Source organism: Klebsiella ornithinolytica (assembly GCF_030505655.1).
Taxonomy (GTDB): domain Bacteria; phylum Pseudomonadota; class Gammaproteobacteria; order Enterobacterales; family Enterobacteriaceae; genus Klebsiella; species Klebsiella ornithinolytica.
This window is the reverse complement of sequence record NZ_CP130154.1, coordinates 54,226-73,055: the sequence shown is the minus strand read 5'-3', so window position 1 is coordinate 73,055 and position 18,830 is coordinate 54,226. Positions and strand designations below refer to the sequence as shown.

Below are 18,830 nucleotides of genomic sequence, written 5' to 3'. Positions count from 1 at the left end.
AAAGTGCCTTTTGAAACATAATACCGAAAAGGTGATTTTGGATGCAAAATTGAACAGATGTCGGTGTTGAAAATTAATCACAATAAAATCATGTGGTTATCTTTGGTTGTGTGGTTACCTATGCCCATATAGAAAGGATTTATTTCACCCATAGGATGACTTTTTAAGCTTTGCGAAAAAGTGACTTTAATGGGTCCTGCCATTTCCCCGTTTTTTTATAAAAAAAATGTTCTATAGATTCGAAATTAAAAATTAACCCTGGGTATTCTCAAATTGCTGGTTAGCGCCAGAAAACCTAAACCAATTTTTGCATTCAGGAGTTTCACAATGATCCAGAAATCTATGGCTATGAACGGTACTGCTGCCTTCACCCTGTCTGACAACCTGCGTAATATGGTCAGCAATAAAGTGTTCCAGGTATTTGTAGCTCTGCTGTGCGCTGCGTTGTTTTCCTCTATTGCCCTAGCGGGCGGTGACGATGGCGCTCTGGGTGAAATCTGGACCCAGCTGTCTGAAGCATTAAGCGGTGCGCCAGGTAAAGCACTGGCCGCGTGTATGCTGTTCTCTGCGTTTTATTTCTCTATCGGTCGTCCGAACCCAGGCCTGGCGCTGGTTTCCTTCCTCATGATGATGATCCTTGCGAATGGCGAAAAAATCATCTCCGGTTTCCTGGATGCAGGTGTTGCGCTGTAAAAATAAATTTTGCTAAAAACGCAAAACAACAATTAGGGGACGAAAGTCCCCTTTTTATTACCTGTACAATAGAGACCATGTTCAGAAATGGTGCTAAGTAAATGGATAACAATTACACATACCGATTTCCATACCGGATTAATCTACCTTTGCTGATATTGTTTTTTGATGCCAAGCAGATCGGCGTAGTTATGGGCCTTCTTGCGTTCGGGAATATTTTTGAATGTATGTCCATTGCATCAGTTACCGCAGTTGTTTACTGGATTGCATACAACAAAGCAAAGGAAAGCGCGGTGCGGGGAAGACTGAAACACAAACTTTGGTGGAATGGTTTTCTGCCGGGAAGAACTGTTTTCCAGAGTCGATATTTTTCTGACCCTTTTATGCGAGTGCTGTACAGCTAAATTAATCCCGGAGAAGTAATGAGCGAGAAAAAGTCACTTTTAGAAAACGTCATGAACTTCTTCAGGTTTGTGCCTAAGAAGAAGGTAGCTGATAAATCAAAGGATGATGAGGCTGATGATGTCCAGGTTGAAAAGGCAGAAAGTTATAGCACTGACAAAATGCAGCGTCCTAAGTCGATCCTGAATTTATCAAAAGAGCTCGAAACTCCCAAAATAGGGAAAAAAACGGGTGCTGAACTGACCTATAGCCAGTTAATTCAACGGGACAAAAAGTTAATTTTTAACAACGGACTTTTGACCGTGATTGCTGGTCTCTTGGTTATCAAAGTTGTTTTTTTTTCAACCACAGAGATCATTGCTATACCTCCAGATATGACTGAGGAAGTATCCGTTGCTGGCAGTAAAGCTAGTGAGTCATATAAGACGCAATGGGGCCTATTTATAGCAACCACATTGGGCAACATAAACCCCAAGAACGTGAATTTCGTTACTGGTTATATTTTAAAAATGTTTCCAGCATCTAAGCAGTCAGCTTTAGAAGCTGAGCTCAAAAAAGCCTCTGATTTAATGCTGGCGAGGAAAGTTGATCAGACCTTTGTTGCAGAGGATGTGAGCTTTCTTCCGGGTGATAACGTTCTTTATGTCTGGGGAACCCGTAAAACGAAATTCCTTAACGTTTCTGATAAAGAACAATCTGAGCGTTGGACCTTTGAGATGGTTTTGAGCGTCAAAAGCGGACGGCCTCGAATCCTTTACCTGAACCAGTATTCAGGTACCCCAAATATCAAAAAAGTAACAGTTAACGGGAAGGTATTGGAAAAAGAGTTTACTGAAAATACCGACATGATCCAGCAACAGAACGAAGCAGAAGCCCAATAATATGAAAAGAAAACTTTTAGGACTACTAATCACATTAAACGTGCTGGCTCCAGTTGTTCATGCTGATGAACCGTTCAGTATTCCTGCGTCAGCAGTAAATACCCAAGCCTTTGATGAGCCGCCTGACTCGGCCAAAGCAATGGATATTGTGACCAATGCCGTTAAACAAGTGCCAGGAGCCTTGGCAGTTACCCAACCTCCTATAAACAGTAACCAGCCACCGATTAATCCAAATCGCCCGACTACTGCTATTCCTGCTGCTCCAGGGCTATCCCAGACTAGCGCTTCTTCTGCTGCTGTTCGTTCAATGACCGATTCGTTAATGAACAATGCACCCTCGGAAGGACCTGGTCAAAAGGCAGTCAATGAGGCTAAGAAGCGTTATCAACCAATGCAAAACGTTACTGTACCTCCAGGGGGAAATATTGTTCTTCCTGTTTCATTAGGTTTACAAAACCGCATCCAGACTTCATTTAAGAACGTAAGTGTTTCAACAACCGCACCTTCAGAAGATACAACTATCTATGTTGAAGGTGGCAGTGTCTTCATTACGACAGTAAAAGATGCCCCTGTAGGCATTATGCTGGCCGAAGAAGGGGTGCCAGAATCAACTTATAACCTGACGCTGATTCCTATAGATGTGCCCGGAGCCATGATTCGTGTTCAAACTCAGTTAACGCAAAACATGGCTATTGAACGTGATCGCCATATAGCTTCCAACACGAATAAAGTGCTGCTGGAGCAAGCACAATCTGGTGAGCTTGACGAAAAAGCGATTGCTCAGGATGATCGTAAGCAGAGGATCATCGATATCCTTTATCCGGTTGCTAATGGTGAAGTACCAACCGGTTTTGCACTTCAGTTGGATAAACTCTCGGTTATCCCTAATAACGAAAAATCACCTTGCCGATTTAACTTTTATGCGAAGCTTGGTCAACGCCTTATCGGTGCTCGTGAACTTGTAGATGTCGTTCTTGTTCAAAATAACCTGACTTATCCAGCGGTTGTTGATGACCAAAAATGCATTACGCCAGGTGTTATTGCCACTGCGATTTTTGATAAAGCATTCTTGCAACCTGGTGAAAAAACAGAGCTGTATATTCTTCGTGACAAACTCTACCAGGAGCGAGAGTCACGTGTAACTAAACGGCCAAGTCTGATTAATGAATGAGAAAGAAAAGTAACTTTTCAGTATTCGCTTGGGTCATTTTGTTCAGTGTTGGTTTAGGCGTTGGTTTTTTTATCGGAAATGTCCAAAAGGAACGATCTGAGCTGGTTCAGATTTTGCCCACGGAATATACAGTGCAAGAAACCGAACTCCCTGAATTTGATGATTTTAAGGTTTATGACTCGGACATATTGCTTTCTGACGAAGTTATAGCTCGTGAGAAAAATATTGACTTAAGCAAGGGTAAAAAATCCGATGAAAAAATCATCACTCTAACTGAGCCGGATGGGTCCAGGACTCATGAACAAGCAAGAGAGAACCCTCAAATTGAACTGGAGAGTGAGAGTCAGTTCTATGAGCATCTTGAAAATAACGTGTTCAAAAATTTACGGGCTGAGCCTCCTTACTCTGTACCGCAAATAGATGAAAAGATCAGGTCATTGAGGGTAAAGAGATATTTACCTCCAGGTAATAAAGGTCAACATAATGAAAACTTTGAAGCTGAAGGAATTGTGGGCAGAAAATAAAGCCATTCGAATGGCTTTTCTACTCATCGTAGCATTTGGGGCTCTTGTGATGGCGACTCTCACGCTTATGGGGGGAGATGATTCAAACCAGAAATCAAAAAAAATTAAGCCAGTTACTAACCTTCTGGATACTTCTTCTATCCACAATATGGATGAAGAGGGACAGAAGCGTTTTCTGCAAACTGTTCAACAGGAAAACCGTAAAGACCAACAATCCATGTTGGATCAGGTTAAGCAGATGGAGAAATATAAGTCTGAAAATTCCAGTGAGATAAGTGAGCTAAAAGCGCAACTTAAGCAGCTGAACCAACAAATTTCAGATATGCAGAATGGTAAGGGCCCGGCAAGTAATCGTAGCCTCGATAACCGCGTAGGCCAGCAGGCCAATGACAATCAGCAGCAAAATCCAGCCTATCAGCTTAATGGTGATGCGGTGGCAAATCGCAATCAGGAAATACCAGTCGCAGGCGGTATCTCACCTCAACGTACCCAGCTGGTGCGCACAATTACCAGTAACAGCATTACCACTGCCAATAACGGTGTCCTTGAAGTGACACCAATTGTTGAAAAGAACATTACGAACGCTAACCAAAAGCGAGTTGTTAAAGCCGGAGCGCCTGCCGTGGCAGGTGATGGCACTAAGCCAATAGATAGCAATGCACGTCACTCAAAACGCTCTGAAGACCAGTATTTGCCTGCTACTTCCCAACTTTATGCAGTTCTGGTGACAGGTGTGGAAGCGCCGACATCATTATCGTCTCAGGAGGAACCGTTGGGAGTAACGTTCAGGGTTAAACGCGATGTTTTCTTACCCAATAACTACAGAATGGATCTTCGTGATTGTAACCTCCTGGGTACCGCTCGTGGAGATATGGCCTCTGAACGAGTCTATATCCGCACAACAAGTCTGAGCTGTGTAAATTCCAAAGGGAAAAGCTTTGATATCAAACTGGAGGCATACGCAGTTAGTGAAATCGACGGAAAAGCCGGTATCAAAGGTACGCTTATCTCCCGAAACGGTAACGCTATTATGGGTAGTGCCTTAGCCGGTGGCCTTAGCGCGCTGGCGCAGGGACTGAGCCCAAGCAAAGTTAGTCAGCTGAATATCGATCCTAACTCACAAGCACAATTCCAGGGACCTAACATTGGTGCTCTTGGCGCTGTGAGCGCAAGTGGTATGGTCTCGGGAGGATTAAACAAGCTGACAGACTGGTATACCCACATAATTGATCAGCAGTGGCCGGTTGTAGAGCTTTCTCCGGGTATTAATGCGACTTTTGTCGTCCTTAACGGTGCATCCATTCCAACCAATTTAGCGGCGAAATAAACATGACTGAACCAAGAAAAGATGATGACACAAATGACGCTGATTTTGAAAAAAGTGAAGTTGAAAGTGAACAGAAAAAGATGACATTTTCTGTCTCATATTCATTCATCGAAAAGACAGTCAAAGTCATCATAGTTGCCGCTGTCCTGACATGCATTGGGCTGTTTATCGGTAAGCACCTTAATAAGGGGACCAGCCTGTTTAATGACAGTGTGAAAATTGCTGTTCTTAACCCTTCGGCATTAAACGAACAGTATTTAAAGGCACATAACGGAAATAATGAAGGCTACCTTCCTTATATCCGCAAGCTTATGGCGCTGTACAGGGCGCGTGATTTCCTTGTTCTGGATATGAGTTACGTCATTACGCGGCCATCAACAGTAAGTGAAGTTGCTTACATAAATGAGTCCGAACTTGAAAGTGAGCTGACTGAATTTGGCATAGACCCTAAGTATTTTGAGGGTAAGCAGTAATCATGAAAAAGTTACTTTTCAAATCACTTGCGTTTATTGCACTGCTCAATTCAGCTCATTCTATTGCCTCTGATAAATATGATGCTGACGCGGCCGCGTTAACCCGTGCAGCTGCTGACAACGGACTGGCTTTAAATCAGTCACAACGCGGATTAGTCAGCCAGCTTGGTTCTTACAAACCAACTGATGCAATCTACTTACCGACTGGTGGGATTTTCTTGTTTGAGGATCAACGTAGTGGTCTCACACTAGTTACCACTACGGGCCGTTACTCTTTTTCAGAAGGTAAGGCTTACGATGTGCTCCGAAAAAAACAGGTACAGTCGATAGCTGATATCCGGGAAAGTTACTTTCTGCCGTTGAGCGAAGCACCGTTTAAGCCTGAGGATGCCTTTACTATCCAGTTCGGTAATCCTGCCCTTAAACGTCAGGCGGTTATCTTCATTACTCTTGATTGTGCTGATTGTATTAATTTCCTGAAAAAGATGAATGAAGACAGGCAAGCAGTGCGTTTTGATATTGTCATCCTACCGAGTCCCGGCGAAGCGGCTAAACGTGTTAAGCAAATGTGGTGTTCTGTAAAAGCGGGGAAGGTATCTAATTACGATATTCTTCAGTCGTTATTAGGTAAATCACAGGATATAAATAGCCGTCTTATCCCTCATGAAAGCCTGAAAGATTGTTCAGTAGAACCAATCGTAACTGGTTTATATCTGGCCTCTGTCTATAACGTTCAGGGGATGCCTTCTGTGATCCGTGAAGACGGACTTTTGGGCAATGGCTTACCGACTGATTATAAGGGATGGTTGAAATTGAATTTACAACCGTTGCTTAAAAACCCTTTTGATAAATAAGGCGTACATATGAATAACATCACGAAATTACTCATGTCTGTTGCTGCGGTGACTACTTTATCTGGTTGCATCGGTCAATCTGAGAGCTCATGCCCGGGTATTGAAAAAGGCGTTCTGTGTATGGGCCCCCGGGCAATTATGGAAGCCACTAACAATCACGACGATCTAAAGTATTTAAAAAAGGAAGGTGATGGGGGAAAGCAGGATATTGCGGATAGTAAGTATCCAACATCCTTAACTCCACCGCCAGGCGTTCAGTACCCACAAAAACCAGTGGTTAGCACTGGCCCTAAACCGTTGTTCTCCGGAACACCCCAGCCGGTGAAACCACTGACAACGGCAAGTTATGTGTCGCAACAGCAGGTACCAGCAGGTAAAGGCCTGTATTCAGAGTTTGACGGTAAGCCTGTAAACCCAACGCTGAGCTCATATCAGGAGCGTCAGTATCAGGTACAGGGGACCCGACAGGCTGTTATCGCTCCGGAACCTCTGGCCGTGTTAAGGCAAGGGAAGGTCATGCGTGTTCTTATTGCACCTTACACTGACGATAACGACGCACTTAACCTCCCTGGTTATGTATATGTCAACGTCAAACCTCAAACGTGGGTTGCTGGTGATTCAGCATTGAAAAACCCGGCCCGAATTGTGCCGCTGGAAGTTCAGGATAGCGCTCGTAACAACATGCAGCAGCAGCAACGCAGCACTAAAGGCGTAACGGCGAACGGAGTCACCGGTAGTTCTTTCTAGCCGATCCAATGAATGTATATAGAGTTCCACGGAATGTAAGGAAAAAGTATGAACAACTCACGTCTCGCAAAAGAACTGGAAAGATATAACTTAGGTCACTTCATTCCGGTGGTCGACAGAATGGTGGATGCGCCTTATTTTTTGCTGGAAGATAATGCAGTAGGCTTCTTTTTTGTCTGCAACCCGTCACCTGGATTATATGATAACCAACAAAACCTGATGACGGATCTGTTTAAAATGGATTTCCCTGCTGAGTCCATTATGCAAATGACATTGACAGCGTTACCTGATGTCAATACTTCATTGTCCCGATGGTTACGCCGACGCGGTAACAGAATGGGGGGGCGGGATAACGAAAAAGCTGACCTGCTGACTGTATACTCACTCGACTATCTGACGAAAAGCCAATATGATCCGTTGAAGGTTGCTGATGGTATAAAAATCACTCAGGCCGATGAGTTAAAGCTCAGGAATTTCGAATTATGGGTAACCGTGCGGATACCTATTAAGGGTTTCTCGCCAAGCGAATCCGAAGCAATGCGACTCGATGCACTGTTTAAAGACCTTCTGGCAAAACTGAAAGGGTTAACCCTTTCTCCAATTATAGGTGACGCTGATATGTGGTTATACAGCGTTGATAAAATATTGAACCCAGGCAAAGACTCCAGATGGAAATATGGCGGTCTTGAATCCAGTTCATTAATGCCACTTAACAAACAGGTCAACATTCCAGGCCGGAAGTATGAGGTAGGGGAAGATTATTTTTCCTCATTGACCTCTGATGGTGATGAAACGGCTCAGCGTTATTTCAAGCACCTGTCTATGACTAAATTTCCTGAATATGTCAATTTTGGGGCCATTTATGAGCTCGTGGTTGACTGGATGACTGGAAGTAAAACCATTTTTTCACCATTCATTATCAATTACTGCGTCCAGTTTCCATATCAAAAGAAAATACAGAAAGAATATCTGCGTTATAAGGCAATTACAGATAACCAGTCAAAAATTCCAATTGTCCTAAAATATCTACCTCGTCTCGCCGATATGGATAAAGATTACTCGGCTTTGACAAGAGAGCTGGAAGATAAAGCAAAATTACTACAGACGTACATGACATTTATTGTCATGGACAACACTCTGGAAAAAGTGAAAACGGCTGCAAAAAGTCTGATGAGCTACTACAGTGAGAAAAAAATAATTGTAGCAGATGACAGTTATATTTGCTTCTCAGGCGTAATGTCAGCTTTACCGTTATGTAATGACCCATCTACATTCAGAGATATGGATCGTGGAGATGTCATGACGAACACGGGCGCTGCTCACTTAGCTCCTATTTTCGGGCCGTGGAAAGGAAACTCTGCGAATCCGGTTATACCCTTTGTAACACGCGAAGGGCAGCTGGTCATGATTGATATTTTTGAAACATCTGCTAGTTACAACGTATGCGTAGGCGCAACATCCGGGGCAGGTAAATCATTTGCAGCAAACAACATTATTCTTAACTATCTGTGTTCTGGTGAGCATATAAACCCGCTCTACCATTTTGATGATGTGCGTCAAATACTTACTTCCGACAAGTTCGCTCCACCGCTGGATCTGAATGGCAAATTTAATGCGTCACCAGATGGCGCTCAGGTGTTTGTCGTCGATATAGGTCGCTCATATCAGGGTCTTGCTGAACAGTTTGAAGATTCCCAGTTTATCGATTTTGGCGTTGATGCTACTTTTTCTCTTAACCCATTCGCTTTTATGGTTAAGAAATACACTGGTGATGAAAATCTGGATGGAATCGCGAAAGGGGAAGATGACACAAACAAGGAATCGGATCTGATTTCACAAACTATTATGGTTCTTAATCAGATTAAATTGATGGCATCCAGTAGTGGTAATATTACAGATTACCAGGAAGCTGAAATGCTTCGCCTAATTATAGAAGAGGCTAAATCACCTGAGGATAATTATTTACCATCTGTCACCGGGTTTGCCATAAAGTGTAAAAACCACTCGAAACAAGAGATTAAAGATATTGGTGTGCAGTTGGGGCCGTGGTGCGAGGACGGTATTTATGGGCGCAGGTTCACCACATCATTGCCACCAATTGATTTTGATAGCCGGTTTATTGTACTTGAGCTGGAAGAGCTTAAACCTACCCCTCATTTACAGTGGGTTGTGCTGATGTCGATTATTCAGGCTGCTCAACATGCTATGTTTATTAAGAAGGATGGACGTCGGCGGTTATTCATTCTTGATGAAGCGTGGGAATATATCGGTGAAAGTAACGGTGATGACGCTGCTGTGAATTTCTTTACGAAATTCCTTGAAGCAGCATGGCGTCGTTTCCGTAAAACAAACTGTGCTGGTATCTGTATTACACAGAGCTTCGAAGATTTCTACAAGTCTCCAATTGGTATCGCAATTGCCAACAACTCGCCATGGAAATTTATCATGAAGCAGTCACCAGAGGCGATTGATTCCATGGAGAAGAACAAATACATTTCAGCATCCTCAGCAGAGTACGAAAGAATGAAGTTGATCAGGACTGAAAAGTTTGTTTTTTCGGAGATTATGATCCGTTTTGAGAATGTACAGCAAATCGTACGTCTTTATGTTGACCGTAAGATGGAACTTTGTTTTACAACTGACCCGGCAGACCGTCGCAAAATCTGGGACCTTATTAGTGACGGATATACATATGCGGAAGCAATTGACAGGGTTTACGAAGAAGAACTGATTCAGTTAGGTGTGAAAACACGGCAGGTAGCTTAAAAAGAAAAGGGGCGCTAAGGCCCCTTTTTTATTGCAGGATTACTGGTTGTGACATTACTGGCCGCAAATCAACAACTACTTTATCCCGAGCTTCATCGATATTTACACCTAACGGATACTCTCCCGGAAGAGCGCTTGTGACCACAACCGGCGGACTGTTCGTAAAGGCTCTCTCTGCTGTTGGCGCTGGTTTGTAAATCATGAGGGCTACATTTCGGTAGTCTTTATACAGGATACCGAAAGTCTTTCCTTCCTGCGTATCTGGTATCTCCACTTTAACGGGAGTCACACCGACTCTTTCCTTTGTAATCACATTAATGACCGCTGCACCCTGTGGATTGGAATCAATGGTGTAGGTAAAGGCCCAGGTTGGGACAGTTGTCATTGCTAAAGCGAATGCAGCTACGCTTATTTTCTTAATTCCACGAGCTATAAATAACGTCATTATATTCCTCATTTTCTTTTGCAGAAGTAAGTTTAAACTGCATCAACACTTCGAGAGGGACAGGTGTATCCTTTTTATTCCTGGATAACCCATTGAATTTATTGTTTACGAAAATCATCTTGATATCATCTGTATAGCACAGACCTAATAATGCAATGTTAGGAACCATATAGGTACTGACTGAGGCGGGAGGAATGAGTAACTCCTCTTGAGACTCATACCCGCATCGATTACCGTATAATGACAGTTTGTTGACAGTCATAAACTCATTATAACCATTTTCAATTAGAACATAGACTTCTATTCCAGCATTAACTACGCGGACAGTATAATTGCCTGAGACTTTTCCGGGCATATCAATAGTTTTAACAGGGCTATAGCTTATTGCAGGAAGCGTTTTATGCCAGCCCGGTGACTGTTGACATGCGGTAAGAAATAACGCGGCCAGAAGCATCAGGCTATTTTTTAACATGAGTCTCTCCGGAAATGCTTATAATTATTTGTTCGCGTGGATAGGCAATCAGTTTTCTAGTGAAGTATTGCGAACCTGCCAGCATATTGTTTCGTGAAATTATGTAGATTTCCTTATCAAAATTCACGGATGTAAATTGATTGACTTGTATTTTATAAAATCCTGTTTTAAGTTTCTTTATGTTTTTAAAATCCGATAAGCCAGTTACTTTGTCTTTGCTGGTCAGTGTTTTTTGCACTGGAGAATTTTTATAATCAATTATTTCTGTCAATTTTGCAGCGCTTATTTCTTTACCTGGTATAACGGTAAGAGCTTTGGGGGTGTCTTTCCCAATGATGTAGACCACGGGAATGAAATCATAGAATTTCGCGCCTTCTTTAATGTGCAGTATAACGTAGCTGCCTGGTTCTACCCAAATCAGATCTTTGCCTTCAGATGCCAACGTTGCGTGTCCATTCTTAACAATGACAGAATAATTAACTTCTGGTAGCGAAAGGATTAATGGGAACGATGCCGCCTGATTGCTAATCCGGATGTATTTCGCATCGTCGACTTTATTCTTAAAATAACTCGTTTTGCCTTTTACGGTTTCCTGGTGCTGGTCAACAATAACATCCGAACTGAGCTGAAGCTGAGAATCGGCCATAACATTACCTGCGGTGGGTAGCAACAAGAAAAGACATGCTAAAGCTCTAAAATTCATAGCAACTCCCGGATTCTGTTTCGGTAATGTCAATAAATCGAATTTTGAAGTCCAGTGGTGCAGCTGATAACCCATCCCAGTTGTTAGGGAAAAGACAAACAGTGGATTTAGCTAATGCAGCCTCACCTTTGAAAATCTGTCCTATGTGATCGGGTTGATGCGCACCTAAAACGACAAGTGATATGCCTTCTATTGAATTTCCTGATTCAAGGAAATACCGGCTTCTGGTGATGTTGCTCGCCATAATTCGAAGACTCTGATTATCCATTTTGTTTAAGGTAGCTATGATATCGCTCCAGTCCCGGCCATCCTGAGGGATATCGGAGGAGCCGATTATGTAATTACCAAGCCTTGTTTTGAGATTGATGAACAGTGGGTAGTCGATTTTGTAAATATCACGCTCAAGCAAAATTTGATCGTATGAGTCATGCCAGCTACCACCTAAACTTCTCCAGTGTTTACGAGTATGCGTATCTGGAAAGTACCGGAAGCTTTTCAGGTTCTTTTGAGTGATAGCATCAGTCATAAGCATTTCATGAAAACCTACCACCGTGAAAAAGTGTACTTTTCTGTCACCAAATTTTTTATAAACAACCGCTTCAAGCAGTTGGGGGGCAGACGGGCCCCAGTCAAATAAATTACCGGTTGTTATAATAACCACTTCATCGCCGGGCCGTGTCAGTTTTGAAAGCCCTTTGATTAATAATTCAAAGTGACCAAAAAGGTCACTGACGATTAGAATCCGTCCAGTGAAATCATTCAGGTCAATACTTAGATTTGAAAGAATAGTCATTTATCACCTCTGCTAGATCATACCTTTATGCGTGCGGAGATGAGGTCGCCAGCGAGCCAAAATGCTCTTTTTTTACTATTTTTTTTCATGACATAGTCAGATTTCTGTAAAAGTGACTTTTTTAGCTATTTATGAGAATCCTTACTAAGTAGAGTGAAAACAGGCGTGGCTAAAAAGTTATCAGAGGTCAGACCCCTTGTGCGTTGCCTTCATTCTCCGTCAGGGTTTAATCGCTCTCTTACTGGCACATCAAACGATAAAGAACCGAAGAGAAAGCATAACGTTTTGTATCGTCATGTAAGTTTAACGTGTTGTTTTACAAGGCGGTACATCAAAATCAAAGCGATGCATTTCCTGAATGCTTCAGTTTAAGGTCTCGCTATTCAATCCCAGTCCCAGTTTCTAATACGGGTTAAATTAGGCCAGTTCTGAAAAAAGTGACTTTTGTTGCATTTAAAAATGTGTCTTTGGATTGATGATTTTGTTGAACAAGTGAATAATACGTGCCATTTGCTGGTTTCAGCTCGTTTACGTTGAGCTTTTGAGTTTAAAAACTTCGAGGGATGGTTGCTTACATGTTAAGCTAAGATTAGATAAACCTATAGAGTCAGTGCGAAGGTTAAATTTTTTTACTCGCTCTGGTTAAGGTAGGAGCAGTCTGTTTTTGATATGATTTTTAGCAACACACTATCCATCAAAGCACATGAGTAACTACAGATGACAGATGGCATGATTTACCATGGGGTACGAAAGCAGGAACTTCTCAAGATTATTGAGCGTTCTGGCTTAAACTTCGAAGAAGCTGCCAATACATTTGGTTTTGCTGATAGCACGCGAAATCCACTTTCATTGATTCTGGATGGGTATTTTATTCAGATAATTCCTATGGCACGTGAAGGTCACGACTGGGAAATAGCACCAGTAGATACTGTTATCCTATCTATTATTATCCCCCCTTCGCTTGATGATGACCCAGACGAAAACACTATGACTATTATGTCAGATTGTGGAGTCGCTGAGTTTGAGCTTGAGGATGCCGGTACCAGAATCAACAGAATGATAACATTTGTAGGTGGAGCAACAGCAGAGAATTTTCTACATCAGCTTAGGATTCTTTACATTACTGCTTGCCAGACCCACGGGGGATATGATGAAGATGAAGAAGGTGAGTATTAAAATAGTTAGTTTATTCATAATTCCATGCATTACTCTTCTAGGTATTTATTTAGTAACTATGAATAAACCGGACCTGGTGAGTTTCAAGCAAGATTCGGTTCATGCCGTAAGTCTGGCAGGTGCTGAAACCAGTTTGAATTTTCAGGTTGTTGACGAAAAAACAATAATGATTAACAACATCCCTTCGGTCGTTAAAAAAAAGTACAATAAAAACCTTAGTGCTAATGAGGTTCCTCCCGGAGCGCCTTCGGGAAATTATCTAATGCTTGAGACCAGCGCTTATATCATCGCGATGAAGCAATCTGGGGGAAACACCTACATTGGCCTGGTTAAGGATTTAATTAACGAAGGTGAGGGAAATATCTGGTGGAAACTCTAACTCCTTATGACTCTCCGCAAAAAAAGTTCAGAAATGAAAAGGTTTTTAATTCTGGTAAATCAGCGCTTGAGCTGAATTTTTCTGAGTCCAATGATGCTGTCAATCTAATCCTGGCTGGACCACTACAATCCAAGCCGGGTGCATTTGACTGGACGGGTCAAAAGGTCTTTTCAACAAAGTTGAGTGACGATGAAGTGATCACCTTGTGCATGGCATTCCTTCGCCTTACTCATGACGCTGTCCTTAAAGATAAGAAAACAAAGCACCTGAACAAGCAGGTGTACAAAAACGTAAAAGTTACTTTTGATGGCAAGCCCACTGCAGTGCTTGAGGCTGGAGTCGTAGCCATTAACAGGGATGAACGAGATGCAAACTTTATACATAAAATTAGCATTGCACCGGCCGCATGCCTTCGGTTAGGTCTTTTCCTCCTGTCCGTCATACTGGCACGAAATCCTGGTGTTCCTTCTGACACGCTTTTAACGTGTATGCGTCTTAATGCCAACGCGCAATTTCAAAAGTAACTTTTTCGGGTCCCCCTTTCAGTTTTCACGAAATTTCAAAAAAAACACTTCTCTTAATTGGGAAAATACACTGTGTTCATAGGATACAGTAGGTGCAACTATGGCATAACTACGTTCAGAGCGTTCCATGACTAAAATTAACAAAATCTCTTTGCTGATGTTCTGTTCTGTGTTCAGTGCTTTTTCAAACGCAGAATCGATAATGGTTTCTGGAACACTGGAAACGTCATTACCTGATGTCAAATTTTCGACCAGCCCAGCTGTAAATACTGCATTCGTAAAACAAAGCACGGTGACTGCCATTCCGGTTTCGGATGGTTGCGACGTTTCTTCTGATCCCAATGTGAAAAGTACCACTGGTAGCCTTAAATGTGTGTTTGAATGGTTGCCTAATAACTCAGGTATGCCGGTTGCCAATGGATTTTCTCTAAAAGGTATTCCTGCGATAGCTGGTGATATCAAACTGCCCTGGCAAATCGCCTACTACTCGGGGACAGAAAGAGAAAAAGTCATCGTCAGGGAAGGGGAGTACATCTTCAAGACTGTTGCCCCAGTCGCGCCTGTGATTTCAACTATAAAAGGTTCAATGAGCAACGGCTCTACCGGTCTATCGCTGACTTCATACATTAAAAATGAAACGCTCTCGAATATTGATATCACCGTCGAACCGCGTGACTATGATATGGTCGCTTCTGTCGGCTCCGGAACCTCATGCGCCATTGCTGCTGGTGCATCAAAATGTACCATTACGACCGGCAGTGTGGGTATTACCGATGGAAGTTCAGATTTCGGCACCAGGGATGTAGGTGTTACCTTAAATTCATTCAATAATTACTTCTCACCACCCGTGACGTCTAACGTCAGACTAAGCTGGGATTATCGTGCTCCAGCGGTAGATACCACTTTCTGGAACGTTTCTAAAGAAGCTCGCGCATTCAAAGTCGGCGATAAAGATATCTACGTTGCTCCCCAGACGATCGCTGTCGCTGTTTCGGTACCGGCCCGGTCAGATACCAGTGACTGGTGGAAACCGGCTGCAATGTCGCTCACACTTGCACCTGATGGTAGTTTCTCTCCAACCACAAAAGTTACTTTAGATGATGGTACGGAGCTAAACTTCAACAAAATCTGGTCATCACCATCCCGCCGAACTCTTCAGCCGGTTGCCGGGTACCAGGAAGTTGCGGGTAAATTTGTCTATTTCTTTGACATAAGCGATCTGGCTAGCGCGTCTTACAATGCGACGTATTCTGTCTCGAATACAGCGGGTAACGACTCGAACTACACAGAGCCTGAAGCAAAACTTATTCTTTCTGATGAGCCATCTGTTTCCGTCTATAAGGAGGGCGCAGAGCTTGTTAAGCGTGATCAGGTTTACTTCCTGAATGAAATCGTTATTGCTGCATTCCAGGGTGAAGAGGGCGTGGCCGATATCAAGAGTGTCGTCATTGACAATGTCATGGCTTCCTACAGCCCGACCAACGTCAAAGGGATCTACCGGTTGCAGGCGATGCCGTCACTCGAAACAAACAAAGTCCATACTTTGACGGTTGTGGCTGAGAACGTTAACGGTATATCGAAAACGTATAACATCGATTTCACCTATATGCCGATGACTTTCACGCTGAAGTCCATTGACTCTGCATCCACAATTTACAGTTACGTGCGTCCTTATACCTCACTGGTTACACAGCTATCAGGGAATACTTGTAAGATTTTCTCCACTGAGGAAGATGCACAGGCGCTCCTGAGCCAGTTCGGTACAGGCGTTTACGGCACAGCCTGTTATGTTCAGTGGAACAACGTTCCATCAGGTCTCGAATTTTACTCGAAATCTAAGGCGCCAGGCCTGACAGGTTACTTCTCTAAAGTTGGCGATAACGTCCTTGACTACAACGTCTATGTGATTAATACAAAAGGCTCCAAAGCCCTAGCCACCCATAACCGTAAAACGCTTAATGCCGTTGAACCGTTTGCACCGGAGATTTCCTACAAACTAAGTAAAACCGTAGATACCCTCGGTAAGAATACAGCTCTGGTTTACATCACTGGCGGGGACGCTGCTAAGGTACTGGCAAAATCAGTTCCTGCAAACATTGTCCTTACGACTAAGGTAGAGGGCCAGGACGCTAAAACTAAAACCTACAAGAATAAGTCGGGGGGTGATACACCGGTCACTTATTCTGAGCGTATAAAGGTCCCGGCAGCACCTTTGTGGACGCAAACGAATGTCAATATCGATGCGGCCTATGAAAATGAAGCCAGCATAAATTCATCCAGTGTGCTTAAGGTTTATACAGTTCCTAACTTCGGTATTCGTGCCTACATGAAGGTTGAAGAGCGTAAATCAGCGACAAGCCTCAAGGTGCCGGTGTCGGTTAACATTGGGCAATGGAATAACAGTTGTAACTGTACATTGTACGATGCTTCCACTATGGGTAACTGGGATGTGGTGGTGTATAAAGTCACTTCCAAATGGGTGACTGATCAAGAAACCGGTAAAGATGTATCGGTATCAGAGCGCACACCACTGACAGGTAATCTGGCCGTCAACTCTGAGGGGATTGCGACTGGTGAGCTCAACATGGATGATCTGACACTGGGTAGCCACCGCATTATCGCCGTTGCAACGGTTCGCAGCCCGTTTGAAGATTTTGTTCTCAAACGTGAGACGTCAACAACCAATATAAGGGTTTATAAAGGGGCTGACCTCGAAGGTGGTCTGTCTAAATCGCTTATTGTCGGCCGTGTTCCTCTGTCGGCAATGGTTTCATTCAGGACGAAAAGTACCGATGATTATGATTCCCTGAGCCCAACTGAATGGCAGATTTCCAGTAACAATGGTTCGACCTGGAACACGATTGAAGATATGACGGGTCTTCGAAGCGTCAGTATTAAACAAAAAGAGGTTGGTAAGTGGCTTTACCGTGCCAAACTGACCAACAAGTACACCGGTAAGGTCTCCTATACCGATAATCTCACAGTCGTTGCGTACAGAGAGCCGAAACCGGTTATTTCAGTGGGCAAGGTTCTTGAGGGCCACAGCATCCCGGTAACACTGACTGACAACAATGAAGATGTACAGGGCAGTGCAGTTGAAGTTCAGTGGTCCGAGGATGGAGAGGAATGGACTGAGGGCGGCGTGAAATACATGATCACGTCCTCTGAGGTTCCAAAATATATCTTTGCAAAAGTACGGTATACCGAGACCGACGATATGGCCGGGACATCGGCATGGAAAGAAACCAGGGCCCGAGTAACCGTCATTAAGCACAAGAAATTGTCTGTTAGGGTCGATGGGAACTCGCAGGTTGAGGTAGGTAAAAAAGTAACTTTGCAGGGTACCTATACGAACCCAAATATCGAGTATTCATCTGATGCTAAGGTTGTCGAGGAGTGGGTGCTCCCTGATGGCAGCATTAAACAAGGTGGTCTGCTGGATACTGTCCTGACCGAAGACATGTTAGATGCCCGTGGGTATGCAGCCTTTACCTATCAGGCCTACATGCCGGAGGCACAGGACAGGACCATTGCGAAACGTAAAATCAGCGTGAAATCCTGGGTATACAAATTCCCGCAACCGCGCCTGAATACAAAACTGAAATACACCATGATCCCCTCAGAGCTTGCTGTATCGGTCTCTGACGTGGATGTATCTTATCCGGGTGTTGTGTTCACCCAGGACTGGCAGTACAACAAAGATGCGATGACGCTGTCCAGCGACAATAACGGTAACAAGGTATTCCAGGTAACAAAATCAGGTACCCATACACTCACTTATGTCCTGAAGGATAACCGGAATAATGAGGCCCGGGTTGATTATACTTTCGTCGTGAACGAACAGAGCCCGATGGAAATAACGGTTAACCCGAAATACTCCAGCAAGTTTATGAGGGCACCGTTGGATCTGTCCATGAGGTCAAGTGTGAAGCTGGCCCACTCGGCAGACTCAATTGATAATGTAACCTTTAAGCTGAATGGTAAGCCTGTTGATGGTGGGAAAAACTACTGGTCACAGACGTTTGAGAACATCATGGAAGGCACATATAAGCTTGAAATGGACGTGGTCAGTAAGCAGGGCCAGAGAGGGGTTGTCACGGTAGACTTTGACGTGATACCGAACACCCCGCCGACCTGTAACCTGACATACACTGAGACCCCGCTGAGCTGGTCATTTACATCGAAATGTAGTGACCCTGACGGTAAGATTTCCAGTTATGTCTGGAAGGTAAATGGACAGGTTCGTGGTGTGTTCGGAAGCACTGCAACACTGTCCAAGGCTCAAAACAAAGGTAAGCTGGTGGTTTCTATCACGGCATACGACGACAGCGGAGATACGGCGACAAGCTACATTACTCTGAATAACTAGCCTGAGCCCTTAACAACTATAGCCCCTGAAACAGGGGCTATTTTTTTTGGGTAAATCATTAAAATCATCCTGTTATTAAGAAAATGGTTTTTTTCTTTGGGGCATAATATTCAGAAATAATCAATCAGGAC

General features: G+C 43.5%; 18 protein-coding genes. 14 read left to right on the top strand and 4 right to left on the bottom strand.

Features of this window, described 5'->3' with window-relative positions; genetic code table 11:
• Positions 1-327: 327 nt before the first annotated feature.
• The 10 genes from Q1L34_RS26590 to Q1L34_RS26545 all read left to right on the top strand — a co-directional run bounded on the left by Q1L34_RS26590 (position 328) and on the right by Q1L34_RS26545 (position 9,838).
• Positions 328-693: a hypothetical protein gene (locus Q1L34_RS26590; RefSeq protein WP_017901065.1), complete on the top strand. Its 366-nt coding sequence runs from the start codon at positions 328-330 to the stop codon at positions 691-693.
• Positions 694-794: 101 nt separating this feature from the next.
• Positions 795-1,097 carry a type IV conjugative transfer system protein TraL gene (locus Q1L34_RS26585; protein ID WP_017901064.1) on the top strand — a complete coding sequence of 101 codons (303 nt, stop codon included), beginning with the start codon at positions 795-797 and terminating at the stop codon, positions 1,095-1,097.
• An 18-nt stretch (positions 1,098-1,115) separates the two neighbouring features.
• A complete protein-coding gene (locus Q1L34_RS26580; protein ID WP_017901063.1) occupies positions 1,116-1,976 on the top strand; it encodes a TraE/TraK family type IV conjugative transfer system protein in 861 nt (286 codons plus the stop codon).
• A gap of 1 nt (position 1,977) precedes the next feature.
• A complete protein-coding gene (locus tag Q1L34_RS26575; RefSeq protein WP_014839954.1) occupies positions 1,978-3,147 on the top strand; it encodes a TraK domain-containing protein in 1,170 nt (389 codons plus the stop codon).
• Positions 3,144-3,671, top strand: coding sequence for a hypothetical protein (locus Q1L34_RS26570; protein WP_017901061.1), 528 nt, complete (start codon positions 3,144-3,146; stop codon positions 3,669-3,671). Before Q1L34_RS26575 ends, Q1L34_RS26570 begins: the two co-directional genes overlap by 4 nt.
• Entirely contained in the window at positions 3,631-4,998 is a 1,368-nt protein-coding gene (locus tag Q1L34_RS26565) for a TraB/TrbI/VirB10 family type IV secretion system protein (protein ID WP_169516757.1), read from the top strand. The genes Q1L34_RS26570 and Q1L34_RS26565 overlap by 41 nt, the downstream gene beginning before the upstream one ends.
• Before the next feature lie 2 nt (positions 4,999-5,000).
• Positions 5,001-5,471, top strand: coding sequence for a hypothetical protein (locus Q1L34_RS26560; RefSeq protein WP_014839953.1), 471 nt, complete (start codon positions 5,001-5,003; stop codon positions 5,469-5,471).
• 2 nt (positions 5,472-5,473) lie between these two features.
• Positions 5,474-6,325: a thioredoxin domain-containing protein gene (locus Q1L34_RS26555; RefSeq protein ID WP_024266363.1), complete on the top strand. Its 852-nt coding sequence runs from the start codon at positions 5,474-5,476 to the stop codon at positions 6,323-6,325.
• Positions 6,326-6,334: 9 nt separating this feature from the next.
• The gene (locus Q1L34_RS26550; protein ID WP_014839952.1) at positions 6,335-7,072 is read left to right on the top strand and encodes a TraV family lipoprotein; all 738 of its coding nucleotides are present in this window, start codon (positions 6,335-6,337) and stop codon (positions 7,070-7,072) included.
• Positions 7,073-7,120: 48 nt separating this feature from the next.
• Positions 7,121-9,838, top strand: coding sequence for a TraC family protein (locus tag Q1L34_RS26545; RefSeq protein ID WP_017901057.1), 2,718 nt, complete (start codon positions 7,121-7,123; stop codon positions 9,836-9,838).
• 28 nt (positions 9,839-9,866) lie between these two features.
• Here the strand turns inward: Q1L34_RS26545 and Q1L34_RS26540 are convergent, their stop codons facing one another.
• Genes Q1L34_RS26540 through Q1L34_RS26525 form a run of 4 tightly spaced genes read right to left on the bottom strand, consistent with a single transcriptional unit; the run spans position 9,867 to position 12,251 of the window.
• Entirely contained in the window at positions 9,867-10,283 is a 417-nt protein-coding gene (locus Q1L34_RS26540; RefSeq protein ID WP_014839951.1) for a hypothetical protein, read from the bottom strand.
• Positions 10,255-10,755 carry a hypothetical protein gene (locus tag Q1L34_RS26535; protein WP_014839950.1) on the bottom strand — a complete coding sequence of 167 codons (501 nt, stop codon included), beginning with the start codon at positions 10,753-10,755 and terminating at the stop codon, positions 10,255-10,257. The genes Q1L34_RS26540 and Q1L34_RS26535 overlap by 29 nt, the downstream gene beginning before the upstream one ends.
• A complete protein-coding gene (locus Q1L34_RS26530) occupies positions 10,742-11,458 on the bottom strand; it encodes a hypothetical protein (RefSeq protein ID WP_025999326.1) in 717 nt (238 codons plus the stop codon). Before Q1L34_RS26530 ends, Q1L34_RS26535 begins: the two co-directional genes overlap by 14 nt.
• Positions 11,448-12,251, bottom strand: a complete 804-nt coding sequence (locus tag Q1L34_RS26525) for a metallophosphoesterase (RefSeq protein ID WP_014839949.1) — start codon at positions 12,249-12,251, stop codon at positions 11,448-11,450. The genes Q1L34_RS26530 and Q1L34_RS26525 overlap by 11 nt, the downstream gene beginning before the upstream one ends.
• 717 nt (positions 12,252-12,968) lie before the next feature.
• On the opposite strand from Q1L34_RS26525, the gene Q1L34_RS26520 reads away from it, so the two are divergent.
• The 4 genes from Q1L34_RS26520 to Q1L34_RS26505 all read left to right on the top strand — a co-directional run bounded on the left by Q1L34_RS26520 (position 12,969) and on the right by Q1L34_RS26505 (position 18,699).
• Positions 12,969-13,427: a hypothetical protein gene (locus tag Q1L34_RS26520; RefSeq protein ID WP_014839947.1), complete on the top strand. Its 459-nt coding sequence runs from the start codon at positions 12,969-12,971 to the stop codon at positions 13,425-13,427.
• Positions 13,408-13,806 (top strand): hypothetical protein, encoded by a 399-nt coding sequence (locus tag Q1L34_RS26515; protein ID WP_125316040.1) that lies wholly within the window; start codon positions 13,408-13,410, stop codon positions 13,804-13,806. Before Q1L34_RS26520 ends, Q1L34_RS26515 begins: the two co-directional genes overlap by 20 nt.
• A complete protein-coding gene (locus Q1L34_RS26510) occupies positions 13,794-14,330 on the top strand; it encodes a hypothetical protein (protein WP_017901053.1) in 537 nt (178 codons plus the stop codon). The genes Q1L34_RS26515 and Q1L34_RS26510 overlap by 13 nt, the downstream gene beginning before the upstream one ends.
• A 127-nt stretch (positions 14,331-14,457) precedes the next feature.
• Complete coding sequence (locus tag Q1L34_RS26505; RefSeq protein ID WP_014839945.1) at positions 14,458-18,699, top strand: Ig-like domain-containing protein; 4,242 nt, start codon at positions 14,458-14,460, stop codon at positions 18,697-18,699.
• Positions 18,700-18,830 lie beyond the last annotated feature (131 nt).